Source organism: Pseudoalteromonas sp. SG43-6, assembly GCF_014164365.1.
GTDB lineage: Bacteria > Pseudomonadota > Gammaproteobacteria > Enterobacterales > Alteromonadaceae > Pseudoalteromonas > Pseudoalteromonas rhizosphaerae.
Genome location: NZ_JACJEZ010000018.1, coordinates 43,469 through 63,766 on the forward strand (window position 1 = coordinate 43,469; position 20,298 = coordinate 63,766).

General features: G+C 42.2%; 25 protein-coding genes. 7 read left to right on the forward strand and 18 right to left on the reverse strand.

Annotation, left to right across the window (positions count from 1 at the left end):
- Window positions 1-97: 97 nt before the first annotated feature.
- The 13 genes from H5201_RS09505 to H5201_RS09565 all read right to left on the reverse strand — a co-directional run bounded on the left by H5201_RS09505 (window position 98) and on the right by H5201_RS09565 (window position 10,520).
- The gene (locus H5201_RS09505) at window positions 98-889 is read right to left on the reverse strand and encodes a hypothetical protein (RefSeq protein WP_182784389.1); all 792 of its coding nucleotides are present in this window, start codon (window positions 887-889) and stop codon (window positions 98-100) included.
- Between the two features lie 54 nt (window positions 890-943).
- Window positions 944-3,823, reverse strand: coding sequence for a tape measure protein (locus H5201_RS09510; RefSeq protein ID WP_182784391.1), 2,880 nt, complete (start codon window positions 3,821-3,823; stop codon window positions 944-946).
- Window positions 3,783-4,127, reverse strand: a complete 345-nt coding sequence (locus tag H5201_RS09515; protein WP_182784393.1) for a hypothetical protein — start codon at window positions 4,125-4,127, stop codon at window positions 3,783-3,785. Before H5201_RS09515 ends, H5201_RS09510 begins: the two co-directional genes overlap by 41 nt.
- A gap of 20 nt (window positions 4,128-4,147) precedes the next feature.
- Window positions 4,148-4,474, reverse strand: a complete 327-nt coding sequence (locus tag H5201_RS09520) for a hypothetical protein (protein ID WP_182784395.1) — start codon at window positions 4,472-4,474, stop codon at window positions 4,148-4,150.
- A gap of 52 nt (window positions 4,475-4,526) precedes the next feature.
- The gene (locus H5201_RS09525) at window positions 4,527-5,426 is read right to left on the reverse strand and encodes a hypothetical protein (protein ID WP_182784397.1); all 900 of its coding nucleotides are present in this window, start codon (window positions 5,424-5,426) and stop codon (window positions 4,527-4,529) included.
- Window positions 5,423-5,626 carry a hypothetical protein gene (locus H5201_RS09530; RefSeq protein ID WP_182784399.1) on the reverse strand — a complete coding sequence of 68 codons (204 nt, stop codon included), beginning with the start codon at window positions 5,624-5,626 and terminating at the stop codon, window positions 5,423-5,425. Before H5201_RS09530 ends, H5201_RS09525 begins: the two co-directional genes overlap by 4 nt.
- On the reverse strand, window positions 5,623-6,066 hold the full coding sequence (locus tag H5201_RS09535) for a hypothetical protein (RefSeq protein ID WP_182784401.1): 444 nt from the start codon (window positions 6,064-6,066) through the stop codon (window positions 5,623-5,625). Before H5201_RS09535 ends, H5201_RS09530 begins: the two co-directional genes overlap by 4 nt.
- Window positions 6,067-6,099: 33 nt before the next feature.
- Window positions 6,100-6,522: a phage virion morphogenesis protein gene (locus tag H5201_RS09540; RefSeq protein ID WP_182784403.1), complete on the reverse strand. Its 423-nt coding sequence runs from the start codon at window positions 6,520-6,522 to the stop codon at window positions 6,100-6,102.
- A gap of 1 nt (window position 6,523) precedes the next feature.
- A complete protein-coding gene (locus H5201_RS09545; RefSeq protein ID WP_182784405.1) occupies window positions 6,524-6,991 on the reverse strand; it encodes a hypothetical protein in 468 nt (155 codons plus the stop codon).
- 76 nt (window positions 6,992-7,067) lie between these two features.
- Window positions 7,068-8,006, reverse strand: coding sequence for a capsid protein (locus H5201_RS09550; RefSeq protein WP_182784407.1), 939 nt, complete (start codon window positions 8,004-8,006; stop codon window positions 7,068-7,070).
- Window positions 8,007-8,047: 41 nt separating this feature from the next.
- Window positions 8,048-8,443 (reverse strand): DUF2190 family protein, encoded by a 396-nt coding sequence (locus tag H5201_RS09555; protein WP_182784409.1) that lies wholly within the window; start codon window positions 8,441-8,443, stop codon window positions 8,048-8,050.
- Between the two features lie 4 nt (window positions 8,444-8,447).
- Window positions 8,448-9,596, reverse strand: a complete 1,149-nt coding sequence (locus H5201_RS09560) for a hypothetical protein (protein ID WP_182784411.1) — start codon at window positions 9,594-9,596, stop codon at window positions 8,448-8,450.
- 141 nt (window positions 9,597-9,737) lie between these two features.
- Window positions 9,738-10,520 (reverse strand): hypothetical protein, encoded by a 783-nt coding sequence (locus H5201_RS09565; protein WP_182784413.1) that lies wholly within the window; start codon window positions 10,518-10,520, stop codon window positions 9,738-9,740.
- A gap of 68 nt (window positions 10,521-10,588) precedes the next feature.
- On the opposite strand from H5201_RS09565, the gene H5201_RS09570 reads away from it, so the two are divergent.
- On the forward strand, window positions 10,589-10,963 hold the full coding sequence (locus H5201_RS09570) for a hypothetical protein (RefSeq protein WP_182784415.1): 375 nt from the start codon (window positions 10,589-10,591) through the stop codon (window positions 10,961-10,963).
- 250 nt (window positions 10,964-11,213) lie between these two features.
- On the forward strand, window positions 11,214-11,468 hold the full coding sequence (locus tag H5201_RS09575) for a hypothetical protein (protein WP_182784417.1): 255 nt from the start codon (window positions 11,214-11,216) through the stop codon (window positions 11,466-11,468).
- 31 nt (window positions 11,469-11,499) lie between these two features.
- Here the strand turns inward: H5201_RS09575 and H5201_RS09580 are convergent, their stop codons facing one another.
- From H5201_RS09580 to H5201_RS09600, 5 genes are all read right to left on the reverse strand, one after another.
- Complete coding sequence (locus H5201_RS09580; RefSeq protein WP_182784419.1) at window positions 11,500-12,057, reverse strand: hypothetical protein; 558 nt, start codon at window positions 12,055-12,057, stop codon at window positions 11,500-11,502.
- Complete coding sequence (locus tag H5201_RS09585) at window positions 12,054-13,055, reverse strand: hypothetical protein (protein ID WP_182784421.1); 1,002 nt, start codon at window positions 13,053-13,055, stop codon at window positions 12,054-12,056. The genes H5201_RS09580 and H5201_RS09585 overlap by 4 nt, the downstream gene beginning before the upstream one ends.
- A gap of 71 nt (window positions 13,056-13,126) precedes the next feature.
- Window positions 13,127-14,185, reverse strand: a complete 1,059-nt coding sequence (locus H5201_RS09590) for a hypothetical protein (RefSeq protein WP_182784423.1) — start codon at window positions 14,183-14,185, stop codon at window positions 13,127-13,129.
- Window positions 14,186-14,188: 3 nt separating this feature from the next.
- A complete protein-coding gene (locus H5201_RS09595) occupies window positions 14,189-14,677 on the reverse strand; it encodes a hypothetical protein (RefSeq protein ID WP_182784425.1) in 489 nt (162 codons plus the stop codon).
- A gap of 22 nt (window positions 14,678-14,699) precedes the next feature.
- Window positions 14,700-15,380 carry a LexA family transcriptional regulator gene (locus H5201_RS09600; protein WP_182784427.1) on the reverse strand — a complete coding sequence of 227 codons (681 nt, stop codon included), beginning with the start codon at window positions 15,378-15,380 and terminating at the stop codon, window positions 14,700-14,702.
- A gap of 201 nt (window positions 15,381-15,581) precedes the next feature.
- Between H5201_RS09600 and H5201_RS09605 the strand changes: the two genes are divergently transcribed.
- The 5 genes from H5201_RS09605 (at window position 15,582) to H5201_RS09625 (ending at window position 20,285) form a co-directional block, all read left to right on the forward strand.
- The gene (locus tag H5201_RS09605) at window positions 15,582-15,848 is read left to right on the forward strand and encodes a helix-turn-helix domain-containing protein (protein ID WP_016707158.1); all 267 of its coding nucleotides are present in this window, start codon (window positions 15,582-15,584) and stop codon (window positions 15,846-15,848) included.
- A gap of 52 nt (window positions 15,849-15,900) precedes the next feature.
- A complete protein-coding gene (locus H5201_RS09610) occupies window positions 15,901-16,350 on the forward strand; it encodes a hypothetical protein (protein WP_182784429.1) in 450 nt (149 codons plus the stop codon).
- Window positions 16,351-16,468: 118 nt separating this feature from the next.
- Window positions 16,469-17,386, forward strand: coding sequence for a hypothetical protein (locus H5201_RS09615; protein ID WP_182784431.1), 918 nt, complete (start codon window positions 16,469-16,471; stop codon window positions 17,384-17,386).
- Between the two features lie 9 nt (window positions 17,387-17,395).
- Window positions 17,396-19,060, forward strand: coding sequence for a Mu transposase C-terminal domain-containing protein (locus H5201_RS09620; RefSeq protein WP_182784433.1), 1,665 nt, complete (start codon window positions 17,396-17,398; stop codon window positions 19,058-19,060).
- Window positions 19,050-20,285: an AAA family ATPase gene (locus tag H5201_RS09625; protein ID WP_182784435.1), complete on the forward strand. Its 1,236-nt coding sequence runs from the start codon at window positions 19,050-19,052 to the stop codon at window positions 20,283-20,285. The genes H5201_RS09620 and H5201_RS09625 overlap by 11 nt, the downstream gene beginning before the upstream one ends.
- Window positions 20,286-20,298: the final 13 nt, after the last annotated feature.

The window sequence follows — 20,298 nt, forward strand, 5'->3', positions numbered from 1 at the left end:
GGGAGTGATTGCATCGTTACCAAGTTTCATAATAAAACACTGGTAACGAGTATAAAATTTAGCTGGTAAGGTTTCGGCTGGAAAGGTGTTTACATTGTCAGGTGTTCCTAAATTTTACTAAATACTGGGTTAAAATCTTAATATTTAATATTTTTTTGCCAATTATTTGATATCCATTAATCAATCGGTCGTCGATACCTGAAATTAAACCTAATAAAGTTATTTTTTCAATATCTTCTTTTGTGATACTTTTTACTTTACCTTTATGAGATGGCCCAAGCATTAAAGACAAATATGAAATTAAAATTCCTAAAGTAATTTTTGAGTTAAAACGGCCTCTTATATGTGTTATAAAGTAGCTTTGATGTTGGTCATTATCAAGCGTTTTATATAATCTAAAAATATAATCCACAAAATCCCAAAGTTTTGGGAGATTTAACAAATAGGGAGCAGGAAGAACTTTTATTTTGTGCTCAGCTTCATGGTTAAAATCATCAAAAGTGCTTAGGTAGTCAGAAGCTTCTATAATATAGTATTCTATAAAAGGAAAACCCAATTCTTCACTTACTTCTTTACTTAAATTCAAGAACTCTAATGATGGTTTCTCATAAGAGGTAATTACGGCCTGATAACGTGCATCATCTCTTTGAAGCTTCAAGCCATTTCTCGTATCTTTCCAAGTCCAATATAATAAAAAAATTGTTATTAAAAGAAATATCGGTGAGAGTATGTTATTAAAGTAAATTGCAGTTTCAACCCAGCTTTCCATGGGGGCATTAAATTTAAAACCAAATCTACAATAAAAAAGACCTACTGATAACACAACAGATAAGACTGCAATTATTAATGCGTTTTTTGCAGAGTTATTTTTTTTATTCGCTTTACTCATCAACATTCCCTCGCTTTAAAACTCCTTTTTACACGAATCTCAATTACTTAACAACTAAGCAGCGCCACGAACTGCACGAATAATTGCCCCGTTACTTTGAATGTTAGCCACAACAACACCAACAACCTGGCGGGCTATGTCTTGACCAACCGCTTGTGAGGTTTGTTCATTAGCACCACCTTGTACCGTAATTTGATTGGTTATATGTATATTTACACCACCAGAGCCGCCACCATCATTAGCAGCGCCGCCAGCATTGTAACGCCGTGCCATTTGGCTAATCTCAGTATTTTGTTTAGGGCTTAATACGCGCTCACCACGTTGTAATACATAGGTAGACTCATTCGGCACATAATCTAAACCACCGTGCGCAATACCCGCCGGTTGCTGGGCTTTAATTTGGCGAACTTGCTGCATCCCCAAACCAACGGCCGCTGCTGCTGCGATAGGTCCCATGATCCAACCTATACCAGGTATTTGTGATGCTGAAGCAAATGCGCCAGTTGCACCTTGGTAGGTATTAATAACAGCTTGGGCAATCGCAAACGCTTTATACGCCTTAAAGGCTGTTTTGCTTTGCTTTCCCAAACTTTTAAACATATCAGCACCAAAACCAACAACTGCACTGGCTTTTTCTGCTTGGGTTTGTTTCTCAAAATTAGCAAAGGCGAGTAAATTGGCCTGCAACGCACCTGTATGGCGTGTTTCAATTTGCATTAAACGTTCTTTATGTGCTGCCTCATTAGCTTCGCGCTGACTGTGGTAGCCATTAGCGGCATTAAGCTCAGTTTGGCGTTCTAACTCACGAATTTGGTTATCTGCGTTATATTTAAGCTCGCCCGTTTCATCATTTGCCGCTAAGCCTATTTGTGCTCGTCGCTTGGCATCCACACGGGCTTGCTGTCTGGCTTGTTCAACGCTCAGTTCGTTGTTGTAAGCGGCAAGCGCTTCACGCCCAGCAAAGCCTTTAACTACAGCAATACGGTTTTCTAAGTCGCGCTGTAAGTCGTTTTTACGTTTTTCTTCTGCTTGGTTTTGTATACGTGTTTTTTCGGCTTCACGTTTTTGTGCAATGGTTTTTAGGTCTTCGCCATATTTAACATCAAGCTGTTTTAAAATAGCGTCGTATTTAACTTTATTAGCAGCATCGTTTTCACGTGCAACGATCACCATTTGCTTACGTTTTTCGTAGCTGTCTTTTAAGCGAGCCTCTTCACCCATTAAACTGACTTCTAAGCGCTTAATGTTATCGGGCAGGGCTGTACTTGTTACAACTGGCTTAGGCTTTTCAGTTTCTTTAATTGCAAGCACTTGTTGCAGTGCCACAATTTCATTCTTTAAATCGGTAACACGTTTTTCAGCGTCCTCTACGTCAGAAAACTTACCTTTTAAGAATGGATTGTTAAAACGATCCCGTGCTTCATCTGCAAGTTGAATCGCATTTTTAATACGCCCTTGAGCCATTAATAGTAAGCCTTGCGCTTGGCTACCGGTTAAATTTGCATACGGGTTTAGGTCTTTACTGGCTTCTTTTAATTTATTTACCGAGTCGGTAGCGTCATCGCCTTGGCTTGCAAAGTAAGCAAGGCCAAGCCCTGCAGTAACGAGCAAACCAACAGGGCCACCTAACAGACCCATTACAGTGCTAAGGCCCCGTGCTGCTAAGGTTGCTCTACGAGCAATAGGCCCATAAGCGTTGGTTGTAGCGTTTACCGCTCCTTGTGTTGCAGCTACTTGCATATTACTTGCAGCCAACTTATTAATTGCAGCTGCTCTAGTGCCATCAGTATGCGCCATTGCTAGCTGTCTTTTTGCAGCAGCCTGATCAGTTAATGCCCTTTGGTGCTCTGCAATAGCAGTCGCTTTAGATTGTTTGGCCAAGGCTGCATCAGCAATTAACGCACGGTTCTTAGCGGCAATATTTGCAATGTAGCCCTTTGTGCTGGCAGCTATTCCAGCAACTAAATGCCCAGCTAAAACGGCAGCTAATCCGCTGGTTGCCATCACTAAACCATTTACAACCTCTTCGTTCTCCCTCAAATAGGCCATGCTGTCGGTAATTGAGTCAACCACACTTGTAACAGCAAAGTTTACTGGCTCTTCATATTTGCGTATTAAACGTTGGTACTCATTCCCCATTTCCGCAAAGCTGGCGTTTATTTTACCCTCGGTGGCCTCGGCCGCACCGGCATAATCGTTAAGCGCTTTGATCAGATAGTTTTTAAACATCTGGCTGGTTACTTGGCCATCGTTCACCATTTGCCTAAAACCGCCGGCGGCTTTACCCGCTGCTTTATCGAGTTTTTGTAAAAGCCCTGGCATGGGTTCTGTTACTTGGTTTAACTCTTCCGCGCGTAAAACGCCGGCAGTCATCCCTTGCGTCATACCAAACAAACTCTGCCCAAGCTGAACATTACTGGCACCTGTTTTAGCAGCGGCGTTAGCCATGCCCTCTAAAATGGCTTTACCTTGGGTTTGGGTAACAACACCCACTTCTTGTAGCGTTAAAATTTTACTGTAAGAGTCGGCAAGGGTGGTGTAAACGGTGTTTAATCGGTCTGATGTGGCAAATAAATACTCTTGTACTTTGGCGTAGTTTTCAGCTGAACCAGTTAACCCCTTTAAGCGGGTATCGAGCAATTGTGCTGCGCCCGTATCGCGCACAAACATAGTAGCGGTGCCAATACCCACCAAGGTAGTGAGTGTGGCCCCAATTTGCCCGTAGGCGCTATTCATTAACCCCAGCTGGCGGGTCATTGCGCCTTGCTGTTGCATAATGCGAGCTTGGCTGGCACCTAATTGCTGGTTAGCTGCCATTTGCCGCTGTACTGCTTGTTGAATACGGTTTAATTCATTTACGTTTTGGCGCGCACCGGTGGTAACTGCTTTACCGTCATAACTTAAGCGTAACGCCAAATTCAAGTTGTTGCTCATCGGGTCGCCTTATTAAACCAATTATTGTGCGCTCTAGGGTTTGCAGTTTTGCAAAATCATCGGTGTTAAGAGTTATATTTGCATAGCGCCAGGCTATATCAGCCCTGGCATAATCAAGAGCAATTTCTACCCCGTCGTTATCCCGTTGCCATTGGCTGCTAGCGGTAGTTAATGCCAATACAGCTGTGTGATTCGGGGGCAATACAAATAATGTTTCTTCTACTTGTGGTGCATCTTTAGTAGGTGCACCAAAATGGGCTTCGTCGTCATCAAGGGTTTTACTGTCTGCTGCTAGGTCGCCCAAAAACCACCTAGCAACATCTGCTAGTTTTTTTCTTGTATGCGGTACTGGGCGTTAATGCACTCAACACTTAAACGGGCAGTTATTCCGCTGTACGCCAACATTTCTTCAAGGGTGCTTTTGTCAAATGGTACGTCTTTGCCATCGTCAAAAAAGTCATCCCAACCCACTAACAATGTGCGCACAATCTCAGCATCATTAGCACCTTGATTTTCAGTGAGTGTTTTAAGCTCACTTTCAGGTACCAGCTTAATTTTTGCCGTAAATTTAAAAATAACCCCACCAAACTCAAAGTTGAGCGGGGCGCTTATTACGGCATTTTTTAACTGGTTTAATAATTTTAATTTCATTGCGTGTTTTCCTAATTTAGCAGTCGTAATTCGTTATTTCTGGGTGACTAACTTACTCAAACACTATCGTCAGTTCGTCATAGCCTGCGCCGCTTGGCACTAGCTTGCCGTCAAACTCATAACCGGTTAATTCTGAGTCCAGGCTGGTGTATTTAGGCCAAGGCATTTGGTAGCGGCCAATAATGGTCACTTTTTTACCTGCGGCGGTGCCGTGGGTAAATTCAAACATTTGCACCTTGCCTACATCATCAAACGGGTTAAAAGTGGCCAGTTCTTCAGCGGTTAGCGTAAAGTTAGCGCTGCTTTCGTGACCGGTTATCATTATTTCTTCATGATTAATGGCAAGGTCAAACACCACGTTATTACCTAAGTCGACCGTAAGCTTGTGCAGCGTGCGTTTAACGTCGTTAAGCTTAAAATCACTGCTATTACTTACGCCGAGTACTTCGGGGCGCACCCAACGATCCCAATCAACAGCAGGGGCGGCTAAACTTGCAACCGGCGCACTAAACAAACCTTTAAACTGCCAATTCAGCATGGGCTTGCCTTTTTCAAGGGCAAAGCTCACATTGCCCTTCATTTCACTAATGTTGTGGGTGTTTTTACCAAAGCGTACTTTGCAGGTCACAGCCACAGCCGCACCTTTAGTAAAGGTAACGCTTGAGGCATCAGCCACTTGCACCATGCCACAGGCTAATAACAGCGGGGCAAAGGCAGGCTCATTACCCACCGTGCCGCTCATAGCAAGCGGGGTTTTAAAGTTTAGGCTTATATGCTCACCATAAAACGTTTCCATGCTCGCACCGCTGTAGCTGGTTTCTAGCTCGTCTTTTTCGCTTTCGCTTTCAAGGGCCAGTTCAACGTCACTGGCATAAATAGCGTGTAAGCCCGTTAAGGTTGTGCCCAGGGCATCAGCTAAAATGAGTTTGTCTTTAAATCGCCAACTGCTCATGCGTTAGTCTCCACTTTAATTAGCTCACCGCTTTTTAAATTAAAAGCGCCGGCTATTTCATCTCTGTTACCTTTAGCACTTGCCAGTACCTGGTTAACGTTTTGGGCAATCGTCATAGCGCGGGACTTTTTAGGGGTTGTGATCACAACGCCTTTTTCCTCAGCGGGTTTACTTGATTGCGGCTCGGTTTGTTTGCTCATGGCATCACCTTCACAGTTACGGTATGTAGGCCAGTTACACTAAACTGGCACTGGTAAATTAGGTTGTTGGTTTTTTTGTTAAGCTCAATTGTACGGCCCTTATCGAGCTTTATTGGGTCCCACCCAGGGTATTGGCATCCTGCAATGGCCGCTTTAACATCGCTGCGCAATTGCTTTACTTGTGCATCACTGTGGGCATTACCTGCAGCGCAGGGGATCACAATCATCACCGCAAACACGTCTTTAACCTGGTATTCATCAAGGCCGTGTACTTCATTGGTGTTGGTGTTGTCATCGGCTAATGGCAATACAAACAACTGCGCACTGTGTACAGCATGTTCACGCACAGTGTTAAAATCACTGGCAAACCCTACCGACGCATCAAAAACAGTGTTGCTTAGCAGGGCTTCTATGTTGTTTAAATCAAAGTTAAATGCCATTTAAATACTCTTTAAACTTAACCAAGGGACTGTTTAAATTAACCAATCGGCTATGATGTCGTTAATCTCAGTTTCTTGCACAGCAGCTATACCCAGTATTGGCCGTGCAGGTAACGTCACGCTTTTATTGCGGCCAGTTTCACCACCAAAGTGGTGTATGGCTGCATACTTTTCACCTAAACCATGCTCAAGCGTATTGCCGTTTACGTTGTGCGTAACAGAGCCTGCAAGGTTACGGTCATCAGTCAGCGTTAAACCGCCACGGTCTTTTGCTGCTTGCGACTGCTCCCACTTGCGGCCTTCGGGGGTTACTTCGCGTAAAAAGCGGGTGGTGACGTCCATGTCTAAAAATGCACCAATGTCGTCCAATACATCAGCTGGTTCACCGCTTGTGTTTGCAATTTGGGCTAAGCGCGGTAGGGCATTCCCGGTTATATGTATAAATACACCCGCCAATTTAATAACCTGGCCAGTTAAATTGAGAGCCTGCAGGTTTAGTTCGCATCCCAGTTCTTACGCCTGCAGGCGCGTCTTCCTTAATTTGGATCACACCTTTACTAACTTTATCAAGCATCGCCATGGCGTGGCTCTTAAGGGCTTTAAGGTTTTCGTCAGCAATGTTAGGGGCTAACTCACAGTGCATTAAATCGTTAGCAATACCTGGCAATACCGATTTATTAATATCATCTTGGTTTAACGCAAACCGCGATACATAACCGGCTATAACAGCATTTACATTTTTTTGTGCTTGCGCATACCAGGCATTAATTTGCTCTTGCAACTCGCTGTACGTCTCACTTAAAAGGGCGGCTTCAACATCGTCACGCGTTACGCGACTGCCCACTTCGTTAAACTTACTTGATGCAAATTGCAACAGCGTATTAATGCCTATTTTGTCTATAACTGCTTGTTCTGTAGTAAACATGCACACCTCAGTTAGTAAAAAAAAGGCCCGAGCAAGTCGGTACTGGGGCCTTTACACAGGGAACAACAATGATTAATTAACCGGCTGGCGTCAGCACGTTGGTCAGCAAAATACCGCAGTCTTTAGCAATTACATGCTCTTGTACGGCTTCGCCTACCATGATTTCAACACCGCCATTTAAACCAGCTGAAACGTTACGGTTGCCCGATATACGCGAGCCATAACGCGCGGTTAGCGCAAACGTCATGCGGCTGTTGTTAAACGAGGCTAGCGGGTCGTGATAAGTAAACGATAAACTGTCTTGCCATACGCGCTCTAAATTAATGGCTTTACCTTTTTTAGCGGTGTTAAGCCGCGCTTGGCCAACAGTTACATGGTCTAGCTCTAACACCTCTTTAATGTAGCTCCATGGCACTAAGCCCTGGTCGCCACTAGTGCCATTAAATGCTTTTAAAAGCTTGGGGTTAGTACGCAGCTTAGTAGCCACACTTTGCGAGAGCGTCATCGCGTTCGGGCGCATCAGTGGCTCGTCAAGCATTTCTAAAAAGAACGGTAAAATGTCTAATTCAGGGTTATCTAAAAACTTAAACCCTTGTGCTGCAAGTGATTGTGATGTACCAAAATTAGCAGCCGTGTTATACAACGTTGCAACACGCACTTCGCGATCTAATAGCACCAAATCAGTTAAACTTTCGGCAGCATGCGTGCGCGGGTTGTAGTTTGCTGGGGCATTGGTTACATCGTCATTGGGTATTATGTCAGCCAAACCGTAATCAGTAACCGAGCCATTGCGCTCATCAACACTAAACTCAACCTGATTGGGGCTAGACTTACGGCCAATTTTTGAATCAGCTAATGTAAATTTTTCGCCTTTTTTGTACTCGGTCCACTTATAGTTACGTAAGTTAACCGGTGAATAGGGTGCAAGTGTGTCTGCAACCAAAGCTCTATTACGATAAGCAATGGCTATGGCCGTTTGCTCAACGTCAGGGGTAAATGGCATACCATTACTCATGGCAAATCCTCACTTTAAAAATTTAAGTTAACCCAAGCGCGTTAAGCGCTCGGAATAGTCGCAATTAACTGCGGGGCTAAAAATATGTCGCCAATGGTGCCAGCGTCGCCTTCTTCCATTGCCCAGCCTGCAACGTGTATTTTGGTTTCACCCACGTAGCTCGCTAAATCAAGGGCGATAGCTTTACCGTCCGCATCAGCAACAATTAAGTCACCAGCCGCAATATCACCACCAAATTCAACAGGGGCGCTTTGGGTCATTACCACATCAACACGTAAATGGTTGTCTGTGCCTTGCTCTGTAACACCAACAAACACGGCGCTTGCATCAACAGCAGCGCCAACCTGAAAGTCTTCAAGCGCAGACACCGCCACTAATCGATTGGCAGCAATAACAGCAACCGCGCTAAAGTTTCTAATAAATCCTGGTTGTGCCATGGTGTTAAGCCTTTTTAATGTGGTCTAGCGCGGCAGTAATACTAATTTCAATGCCTTTGCTAGATTGTGATTGTTGAAATTCAAGCGCCTTCGCTGCCAGCGCTTCTGCACTGTCGTCAGTCACTTCACCGTCTTTATCGTCCTTGTTAAACTCGTGAGTTAAACCCGTTTGCTCAGGCAAGCCCTTTAAAAAGCCTTCAAACCACGCAGCGGGTTTAAGCTCTTGGCTTTTACCGTCTGCGGCAGCAAACTCAAAAGTGGTGTCGCCGTCATCAAGCTTGGCCATAAACTCAGCCACACCCTCTGTGTTTGTTAAGCGCGGGGCTTTGCCGCCGTTCACTTCGGTGTTAATAAAGGTGTTAGCCGCTGCAACACGCTGCGCGTATTCAAGCTCCGCGTTTTTAGCGTTGGCTGCATCAAGCTTGTCTTGCAGCGCCTTTCTTTCTTTTTCATCCATTGCATTGTCCTCATGGGTGGGTGGGGTGGCATTGCTGTTATTAATAGCGTCGCCTTTACTAAATTCAGCACCTTCACCCGCGCTCGCTTTAGCACGTTCGTGCTCAGCAATAATGGTTTCTTCTTTTAACCATTCGCTTTCGTAATCGGGCACAACTTTGTCAGCCGCTTCACTACCAAAACGGTCAGTTAAAAAGTTGCGCAAGTTGCCCATTAGGCGGGTAAGGGTGTTTGATGTGCGCAGCGATATGTTGTCAATATCACCGGCAGCAAATTCTAGGGTAAGGGTGTCGGCGTCATCAGCTTGGTTAAACTGCCAAGCTAAACCTTCAACAGCGGGGGGCTTGCCGCCCAAATAGCCAATGTGTGCCAGTTTATAGCCGTTATCAGTTTTTTCTAAACGTACAGAGCGGTTAGGGTAGCGCTTGCTTTGTACAGCCTCTGCAAATTCAGCACATACGTCTTCAGCCTTGGCAAACAACGAGCCACCAACCGCTTTTAATTCACTGGCCCAGCCCCAAGCAGGGTCGTCCATTTTAGGGTGGCCAATAACCAGCGGTGCGCACTTCGGTTTAAAGTTGGTTACAACGCTATGTAAATCAGATTCACTAAAATTATGAGTAACGCCTTTAGCGTCGGTTTGGGTACCTGCTTTAAATACTTCAAACCAATCAAATTGGGTGTTTTTGTTTGCCATGTTCCAAGTGCCAATAAACTAACTAAGTGGCACCCAGTGTAGGGGGGTCGTGACTATTGAACCGCTGGAAAAGACTTTACAGCGTTAAGAATGGGGTAACGTATATAGGCTAAATTGAGTTGTTAGAGTTATCAAGGTATTTCATTCACAAGATGATAATTTAAGTTTCATATTTAAATCTCTAAATATCTCAGTCATAGCGTTTAAACTATCTAAACTAATTAAATTACCTTTAAATGCATAAAGATCTTTTAAAATAAATGACATGCTCTCATGCCAATCTAAAATACTTAAAGTCAACATTCGATCCTCTTCTGAATGGTTTTCTTTAAAATAAATCATGTTCTGAGTTTCAAAATCTATCACTAAATCGAAAGCTTCAACAATTTGTTCTTGTACACCTAATTCCTCATCAGAATTAATTAATTTTTCAGTCAGCTCAACAAAATTGTCAATGATATTAGAGCTTGGTATAGGTGAAAACTCCTTGATTGTAGAATCTGGGTAAAGTAATAAATATAATTCACGGCTTCGTATGCTAACAAGATGCTGCTTTTCTAAATAAGTACAATATGACTCAAAGTACTCGTGATGATCGAAATAATTTTTAAGGTGTGTTTGTGCAACCGTTTGCTTTGATGCATGAAAACGGGCAACCATAACACTCAGCAGTATTGATATCGGCAAAAGGCCTATCGGGAACTTGTAATAATTAATAAAAGAATCTAAGTGCGCAGCCGTAAAACCAAAATCGAATCTTTCATGTATAACTAACTCTCTAGTTAAATTCAGACCAAGTAGCAATGCAATAATTGCTGGAGTTAATAACGCAAACCAAAATGAATAGTTCTTATGTAACGCTCTACTTTCATCGATAGAAAAACATTTAACGAAAAAATTTAATAACTTATAAACCGTTTCCACATCAGGTCCCTTGAACTTTATTTGTTAACAACTATATTCAATAAATATAAAATTACCAAGGAAAGGTTATGATCAAACAAACATATCTAAAAAAATTCAACAAACTACTTTGGGTTATCGCAGCAGCCATCGTTTTGTACTGTATTGGTATAGCTGTTTATGTTCGTTACAACGATCCTGATAAATACCTATCATCAAACCCCGATGAGGCAATGCCGCAACTCTATGCAGCACTTACCAATAAATTAGAATCAAACCCAAGCAAAGACTTTTTGAATGCTGTTAGCCAGGCTTATGCTGATCAAATCATAACGGAGCAAGAATACATTCGGCTAACGCTTAATCACGAGCTTACTATGTCTAACGATCTATATTTAGAGTTCAAGCCAACCAAACAACAATTCCATAAAACATGGCTTAACCACCAAAACGTAAAACCATAACTTTAAATACAAGTTAAACCATGTTTAAACCCTGTTTAAATTTGATTGAGCGTGTTTAAACGGTTTTCAATTGAACCAGTGTAGCCGATTACAAAGTTTAAGGCTTAAAATCGCACATAGGAACAGGTGATGTTTTAATAATATTTTGCATTATTGCCATACCCATGATAGAAACGGAAAGGGCTAATCTTACTTTTTAATTCTTTAGATTGGCTAACTAAACACGTGAATTCATACATAAGGCTGTACTATGGCAAATAACTATCCCTCTAATGATATGCAAAATAAGTTAAATGAAATTGCTGCATCACGCGCTAGAAATTTAGAAAAAGAAGTGAAACGTGACACAGGAAAAGAATATAGTTGTTCACCGTATGTTTCTTTTACAAGTAGAACCGAAGCAAAAGTAAGGATCACTACAGTAGAAACGGGAACTTCATGTTCCGCTCTTTATGAAATAACAAATGATGGTAGATGGTATTGTCGACATGACTGGAACGACTAACATACAAAAAAGCCCCTAACTAGGGGCTTTTTCATATATTCATATTCAGGCGTTCGCACAAGTAGTACATACCAAATAACAACAACACGAGTAACTGCCAAAAAAGCAGTAAAAAGCCAACCACAAATAACCACTGTCCATACAAAGCAATAGTTGCAGGCAAAGTAACTACCATTGCTACCTTTACAAAGATCACTAAAAAAATACTTAATACGGTTAAATAAGCAAATAGCCTTAATAAAAAGTCACGACGTGTAAGCTGACTATTTTCAATTTTAGTGTTGCCAACTTTAATTGTAATAGTAGGGCCTTCAATCATTTCTTGGTCTATAACAGGGCGGTTAAACGTTGCAATTGCTGCGAGCGCTGCAATTAAAAAACCAGGTAGGCCAGTTATAAAGCCAGCGAGTTGATCTATCAATCCATCTTTCGCCGCAATAGTTGCTGCATCAAAGCATACAAACAGTAATACAGAACTTACTAATGCAAGCAGGAAAGGGATACGCCAGTTATATATTTTTCCAGCGGGGTGGTGCAATAACAAATAAGATATTGGCCTAGTTAGCTGGTAAACAATATGTGATGTCATAAGTGCTCAAGCATTTTCTTAATAATTGGGTTATAGATTAGATCTACGGACGTAGTTAAAGGTTCCGAAAAACCACTAATTTTTACTTTTTTTACATACTTCTCAGAGTTAACTAACATACCTGTATCAACATCAATATTGGCTGTATGTGATGCGTCCGTTTCATCTTTAAATGAAACTTTAAGCTCTTGCATGCCTAAGTCTTTTGCTACACCTCGTCTAAAATTAGAAAGCCAGCTATGATTACCACCTGCTTTTGAAAGCTCAGCTTTATCAATCTTCACAGGTATATGTATCTCTTTTAAGTCGGTGTGTTTTTGCACATCGTAGCCTTCAATCTTTTTTAGTTCCCCTGTAATGAGCTTTACATCTTTATAGATTCCATTGTCTAAATCACTCTTAAACTGGTCAGACACATACCCATTAAAGTGACATTTAAAATAGGTATTAATCGTTTTAGGTTTACCTGTGCTGTCACAAATATTTTGCGGGTGCTTAATCTTAAACTCGTCTTCATACTCGCGTGAAACACGCTTGAACATTTCATTTAAATAGCGAGCAATGAGTTTGACGGGCAAATTAGGGGTTTGTTCATACAAGGCTAAATAAACGGTACTTTTCTTTTTAGAGCCTTTAAAAATAACATGGCTAGAAAACTCAGTTCCAACATCATCTGTTTTGCTGTTTACTTTACGCGTGCTAGCTGCACCACCAATCTTACGATGCACTTCATCAGCTAAAGACGTATCAACAATATTTATCAATAACTGCCATGTTGCAGTATTTTTATCATATTTCATATCAGAAATATAAAGTTCTTTTGGTTCTTTAGTACCTAACTCAACGTTAACTTTGTTTTTTTCACGTAATGCAACCACTTTTTTCATCAGCTTATCTAGGGTAAATTGGTTCGGTAACCCTGTTATGTGCGGCGTGTAAGTTTTAGTGTATAAATTAAGATCTAAAAATAAGATATTCCGTTCATTTTTTTTTGCCATTGTGAACCTTCTTGTTTAATTTAAATGTAGGCAAAAACACATGTAATTAGTATTTTAAGCGCCTCTTTTATTTATTTTTTATTAAGCAACTTATAGATCTTACACAGATCAATTGATGCATTATCATTTTTACCAATCTTCTGCACTTTATTGACTTTTAAAATCCCACCAAAAATTTCAAACTTATTATCTTCCTTTAAACTGTTAATGAGCATCAGCTCTGAGTCTTTTTCACTAATTTTATTCATTAAGTCTGTGTTTGTTGCTTGGTAGCTTGCGATCACATAGTCCTTCAATTGCACTTGCGTTTGTAAATGTTGCACTTGCATTTTCACTGCTTGATATGCATGTAATTCTTGTGGTGTTAGGTTTGATTCTGGAGGTAATAATTCAGCATAAGGGAGCGATAGATACTGATAAAATAGCTTTTCTATTTCAGTGAGTAATTCAGGGCATTCGTTTGGAGAGACTATAAGCTGAGTTTGGTTTTTTCTTTGATTTGTTGAAACATTAGCATCTATGCCTAAGTTCTGTAGGAATTCCCCAAACCATATTAAATATTGAGAGCAGATATTTTTATATTCTGGAGGAAATTCAAAAACCTTGATGAAAACATCATCTCTTGATTGTTCTGTCAAAAACTTATGAGCCTCTAACGAGCATTCTTCAATAAAGTCTAAAGCTTTTTTTACATTAGCTAACATACTTTGATTTTGATACTCTAATCTATCTATATCGAGGTCTACGTCTATTTGAGAATCATTGTAGTTAATTACTTTAAAAGAGCCTTGCGATAGAAGGCCTTCGAAAACTATATCAAACTTTTTAAAAGAGTAATGATTTGCCCAAATTTCCAGTTCATGCTTAACGCGAAACCCTAGATGATACTCAGCTATGCACAAATCTATAGATGCCCCATTTATTTTGATATAATCTTCCTTGTAATATTCAAAATCCAAAGGAAGTTCCGAATATTCTAACTCTAATAGTTCATCTATTTCATCATTATCTAACTCAAAGTCATTGCGTAATGTTTGAGAGTTATCTGTGTTTTTGATGAAGAATGTAACTTCCTTACCATTAATTAGAAATGAAACCCCGTCATCAGTTTCTTTAAACTCTATGGTCATTTTTTAACCTTGGTAATATTTATTACTAAACCTAACCACAATGGGCGTCCCGTCTTGCTCACAGGTAATACTAACCTTTAATTTTTCTTGATGATCATAGTAAGTGGCTAAATGGGTCATTCTGTCTCGTTCTTCTAAATTTTTTGGATTGACTGCAACAGCATTTAACACAGCGATAGGATCAAACGGTTCTGTTTGGCTACATGGTGCAGTCTCTAGCAAGTAAATTTCAGAATAAGTAATTACACCATCAGTACTGTCATAACGAGTTTTGTATTGCGCAGTAGTTGTGATAATAGAACCATTTGCATTAGCGGCAGTTTTTAAAATATCGCTTGCAGCTTCCAACCTAAACTTAATAAACCTGTAAGGGCTAATAAAATCAGCAGGTGGTGGGGTTAGCTGAGTTGTTTGCTCAGTGCTGTCATTTTTTCCACAACCAACTAGGATACCACTCATTACAAACGTAAAAACCAAACCATGTTTAATCATACAAAATCCCTTTTAAAGTGAACTAATCTACTTTACGTGCCCGTTGTAACACACGTTCTACACGACCAAGTACGCTAAAGCGCCCAGCGTTAATATCATCCGCATCAACAAAAAAACCAGAGTAAGCGTTGTTGTCACTAGTGACTTTATAACCCTTACTTTTAAAATCGTATTGAATACGTTTTACAAAAATCTCATCATCAAAGCGTAGAACACAAACACCTTCACGTGCTTCTGATAAATCATCTATCAACGAAACAAGCGTTAAATCACCATCGTGAAGTGTATTTTCCATACTATCACCGCGAACGGGAACAACGGTTAACTTCTTATTATGTAAGTTGTGTTGTTCTAACCAACGCTTTGAAAGTTCAAAACGAGCAATAGGGTGCTCAGCTACCACTAATGCGCCACCACCAGCACTGGCTGATAAATCATATTGCGGCACCGCCGTTAAATCAGCATGGCTGGTTTGCAGGGCTGTGCCTGGTGTTGATGCGGCTGGTAAAGTATCTCTTTTACAGCCTTTGAGTACGTAATTAATATCAAAGCCAATATCGGATAAGGCAATTAATTTGTCAGAAGGAATGGGATATCCAGCTTCCCAACGAAGGAAAGTCGTTTTACCTACACCAATTGCTTTAGAAGCATCTGCTTGTGTTAGCTCTAACCTGTTACGCTCTTCCCGCAAGAAAGTTGTCATTTATTGAAACTTTTAACCATTAAAATTACTAGAAACTTCAATAATGTACAATATATTGAATATAATAATGCCAAATATTGAAACCTTAACGTTGACAGTTTCAATATATTGAAACTATACTCACCACACATTAACAAAAACATTCTCTTTAAATCTCGCCAAAGAACTGAAAAGAGAATGTAAACCAAAAGGTACTTTACAATGAAACCAGAGCAAATTAAACAAGCCCTTGAAGAAAAAGGCTATTCACTGTCAATTGTTGCTACTGCGCTGGGTTTAAACCTATCGCATGTTAGTAGTGTTGTTTATCAACATACCACCTCATACAAAGTGGCTGCTGCCATTGCCAAAATTATCGGTAAACCGGTAGACGTTATTTTCCCCGATGTACCTGCCTACATTAAAAATAAAGATTGCCGAGCAAAGAAAGTACAAGCGTTACGCGAGTTACTAGCCAGTGAGCAATAGCATCGGCAATCACGCGTATTAAATCAATGTAATTTTGCAAGAGATTTTTACCATGGAAAATTTAACAATGGCACAGCAAAAACAACTCACTAAAAGCATTCTAGATGCCGATGTAGCGCCTGATTGCGATATATACCACTTGTTTATTCACAGCGTGTGTTCAGCCATGAAGCGTTCTGGCTTTAGTCGCCCAGTAATAGCTGACCGCATGAACGATGCACTACGCGCTCAAAACAACGATGTAGACCAAGCCAAACTCAATAAATGGCTTGCCCCAAGTCAAACTAACTATATGCCAATGCATTACCTTCCGGCCTTGTGTTATGCCGTACGCTCAACAGAGCCAGCTAATGTACTACTCAAACCTATTTTGTTTAAAGCAGTCGATCAGCGCTCACAACTACTGCAACAGCATGCAGAGCTGCAAATGGAAATAGAAGAGCGAACAGCTATGCAGCGCTATATAACCGAGTCGTTATTAAACAACGACGAACAAGACTGAAAGCACCATTTCACCACCCGATATAAAACCCATATAAGGCTAAAAACAATGACAATCAAAGACCAAAAACCGTCTGTATTTTGTAAAGCCAGCCGCATAAACGCAGCCGGAGGCCATTATGAGCACTGATTTAACGGATCAAACATTCTCTGCCGAAGAGCAACAGCAGTTAAGCGCCAAAATCGAGAAGATGGCAGGGCACATACAGCTCGTAATGCCAGATTCAGTTGACGAAGCATGGCAATTGCTTGTCCGCATGGAAGAACAAGCACTGGTTGATACCGCAAAGCGCGGACTGCTTTATTTAAGTATTAAATCACATCTTCAATACGGTGAATTCGATAAAAAGCTTAAAGAACTAGGCATTCCTCGCCGCAATGCGTTTAACGCAATAGCTGTATCTAAAATGTTTTTAGCACTGCCTGATTCAAAAGTGCAGACGTCTGCGCTTTTGAACATGAACAAAAGCAAGCTGATTGAAATGGCACGTTTACCTGTTGAAACCGTTGAATCTCTCGATGACGACGATCTAGACACGCTCAATGACCTATCAGTACGTGAGTTTCGTAAAGAAATTCGCAAGCTAAAAGACAAGCACACCGAGCTTGAAGATCAAACTGCCACGCTTATAAACGCCCTAGAGACCGAGCGCTTAACCAAAGCCCCAAAGCAAATGTACGAGCTACCTATGTTAGTTGCACAGGTGCGCCAAAAATCGTTTGCGCACAGTGCCGTTGTTAACGAATCGCTCGAAGAGTTTATAGCCATGGCAGAGCAGCTATGCAACACCCGCGACCTTGACCTAAACCACCGTATTGGCGCAGCGCAAACTACTTGGCATTTATGGCTAGGCATACAGCAGCGTATTACCCACATGTTAAATCGCTTAAGCGGGGAGTTTGGCCCCGAGCATTTAGCCGGCGCTGAGTGCATACCGCAATTTGCCGAAGACGAATGGCAAGACGGCCAAGCAAACCGTGAATACATGCTCGCCATGTTTAACGACCGTTTTAGCACTAATTCTAATAAAAAGTAGGAGAGAGCAATGCATCCTGCAGTTCAAAAATACAATAAGTTACCCAGCACAGGTAACGAGCTGAGTTGGCAAAATGCCAGCGAAACAGCCCGTAAAAAAGCCCAAAGTAGGGCGGTGCTAGTACGCCATTTACTTACCCAAGAGTGCGGCATACCTAAAGCATTTGAGGCACTTGTAAAAAACTACCGTGCCAACACAGCGCTCAGCACATTAGCAAGCGCGATCGATGCACTAGGTAAGTTACCCGGGCGCGCCACAGTTTATAACTGGTGCAATGCTTATAAAGACAACGGCATTAACAGCCTATTACCAAACCACAAAGGCAAAGCACAAACCCAATATAGCTGGCTTGCCCGCTGCCTTGAGCTTTACCACAGCCCAAACAGCCCAAGCTTTGCGCAAGTGGCAGATCAGCTAAACAAAGAGGGCTACAAGGCAGAGCATCACCAAGTGCGCCGTTTTATAAATGCACTCCCGCATGAGCTAGGCCCACAAAGCCCGTATCGCATGGGTGCAAAACTGTACCGTGAAAAACATAAAGATCACTTACTGCGTTCTACCGATAACTTAAAGCCAGGCGTTATGTATAACGGCGATGGCCACACGCTTGACGTATACCTAGCGCACCCTAAAACAGGCAAGCCATACCGCGCTGAGCTAACTGCGTTTCAAGACGTAGCAAGCCGCTGCATTGTTGGCTGGGAACTCGGCTACGCCGAAAGCACGTTAGATACGCTAGCAGCCATAAGCCGCGCTATTAAAGTGCATAACAATGTGCCTGCCATGTTTTACCTTGATAACGGCTCAGGCTACAAAAACAAACTCATGAACGACGACACAACCGGCTTTTATGCCCAGTTTGAAATAGACGTAATTTTTGCCATACCAGGCAATGCCCGTGTTAAGTGGATAGAGCGGTTCTTCCTGCATATGGAAGACCGCGTTGGTAAACGCTTTAGCACGTATTGCGGGCGCGACCACGACGATCGCCATAAGCAACTGGTACTTAAAGAGGCCAAGCAAGGCAAACGTAAACTGCCCACGGTAGACGAATGGATAGCCGAATTTAAAGCATTTTTAAACGACTACCACAACAGTGAGCACCCAGAGATCAAAGGTAAAACCCGCCAACAGGTATGGGACGAAAACATAGAGCGCGTACCACCGGTAGAGGGCGATTTTGTCATGTTACCGCGCGAAACCGTCAACATTCGCCGTGGCCGCTTCCGCTTACACCAACGTGATTATTCAGCTGACTTTTTACACCAGTTTAATGGCCAAGAGCTTATTGCCGCCTACGACCTACACGACGACAGCTACACCAAGCTTTATAAGCTAAACGGTGAGTTTTTAATGTTCGCTAACTTAAAAACTAAATCGCATGCCGTGCCTACGTCGCGCATTGAGCAAGCCGAAAGCAAACGCCGCACTGGCCGCTTAAAGCGCATTGACACCAAACGCCGCGAAATAGAAGCCCAAGAAACGCAAGAACGCGTTATCGATGTTGATTCGGTGGCTAAGTTTGCAGCGCCAATTAAAGCCATTGCGGCACAACAAGCACCGGTAAATATTTTTGATTTTGATGTAACGCCTACACAGCCACAGCACGAAATCGACCTAAACGAATTACTAGATCAACCCAATTTACGCAAGGAACACACTTATGAGCTATAGCCAACCACACCCATACACGCCAGAGCAAACGCTACGTGTTGAGCTAATAAACCAAGAGTTAAGCACCACAGGCATGACCACCGAAGAGCTTAACTGTGGCTTTGCCCTGCAGTCAGTTAAAGAAGTACTGGCAAACAAATGCACCATTAACCCTGAAAAAATCATTGTGGCGATGTGGCAAAAACTGTTTGGTAACGCCGCTATTACCGAGATTGAAAAACGCAATGGCTTTAATAAGTCATATAACAAAGCTGATCGCGAACTGGCAGCGCGTATTTGCCTGCGTTTGCAATCGCCCGAAATACGCGAGCAAAACATTACCAGCGCCAGCATTGCGGTAAGCATGGGTAAAAGCCCTGCATCAATCAGCCAACTCATTAACGGTAAGTACAACGCAAAGCCCACCAAGCACCTGCACGACATTTGGGCGTTGATTTGCCCAGCAGAGGTTGACCAAGGCAAGCCTTCTAATGAGCGCAAAAAAATTGAAATTGTGTACGGTGATGTGCGGTTTATTCCTACTAGCACCTCAAAACTTATTGCCATGGCATGCGACCAAGCGCGAGCACGTAAACGCTTTAGTGTGTTTGCAGGCCAAGCAGGCCTTGGTAAAACCAAAGGCATTGCAGAATATTGCCGCCACAACAAAGAAGCCATTTTAATTGCCGGCAGTGAGCAAACCAGCAGCACCCAAGTACTTGAGCAACTAACCACAGCCCTGGGCTTATCGCGTTGCCCAAGTGCCTATAAAAACATGCAAAAGATTATTAGCGCACTGCGTGACACAGACCGCCTAATTATTTTAGACGAAGCCGACAAGTGCAAACCAAACTCGCTCGACCCGCTGCGCACTATTAGCGATCAAGCAATAGTTGGGGTCACGCTGGTTGGCAACATTCAACTGGTAGACAAACTGCAAACCCAAGAGCGCTACGAACTCATTGCAAGCCGCGTGTGCTTTTGGCCTAAACCTATCGGCCAAATAACGGTTGAAGACATTCGCACCCTGTTTTTAGAGCTAACCGAGGGCACGGTAAAGCTCGCCCAAAACGATGCAAAGTGGTGGCAATGGCTGCACAAACGCGTTGAGGGTAACGCCCGTGAGCTAGTTGAAAACTTGCTACCGCATTTGCTTAACCACACCAACAAAAACCCAGACACCGCCGTAGACAAGCTGTTAGTCAATGGCATCTTTTCATCAGTACTTAATAAACCAGCGGTTTAAACGCTGTTTAAAT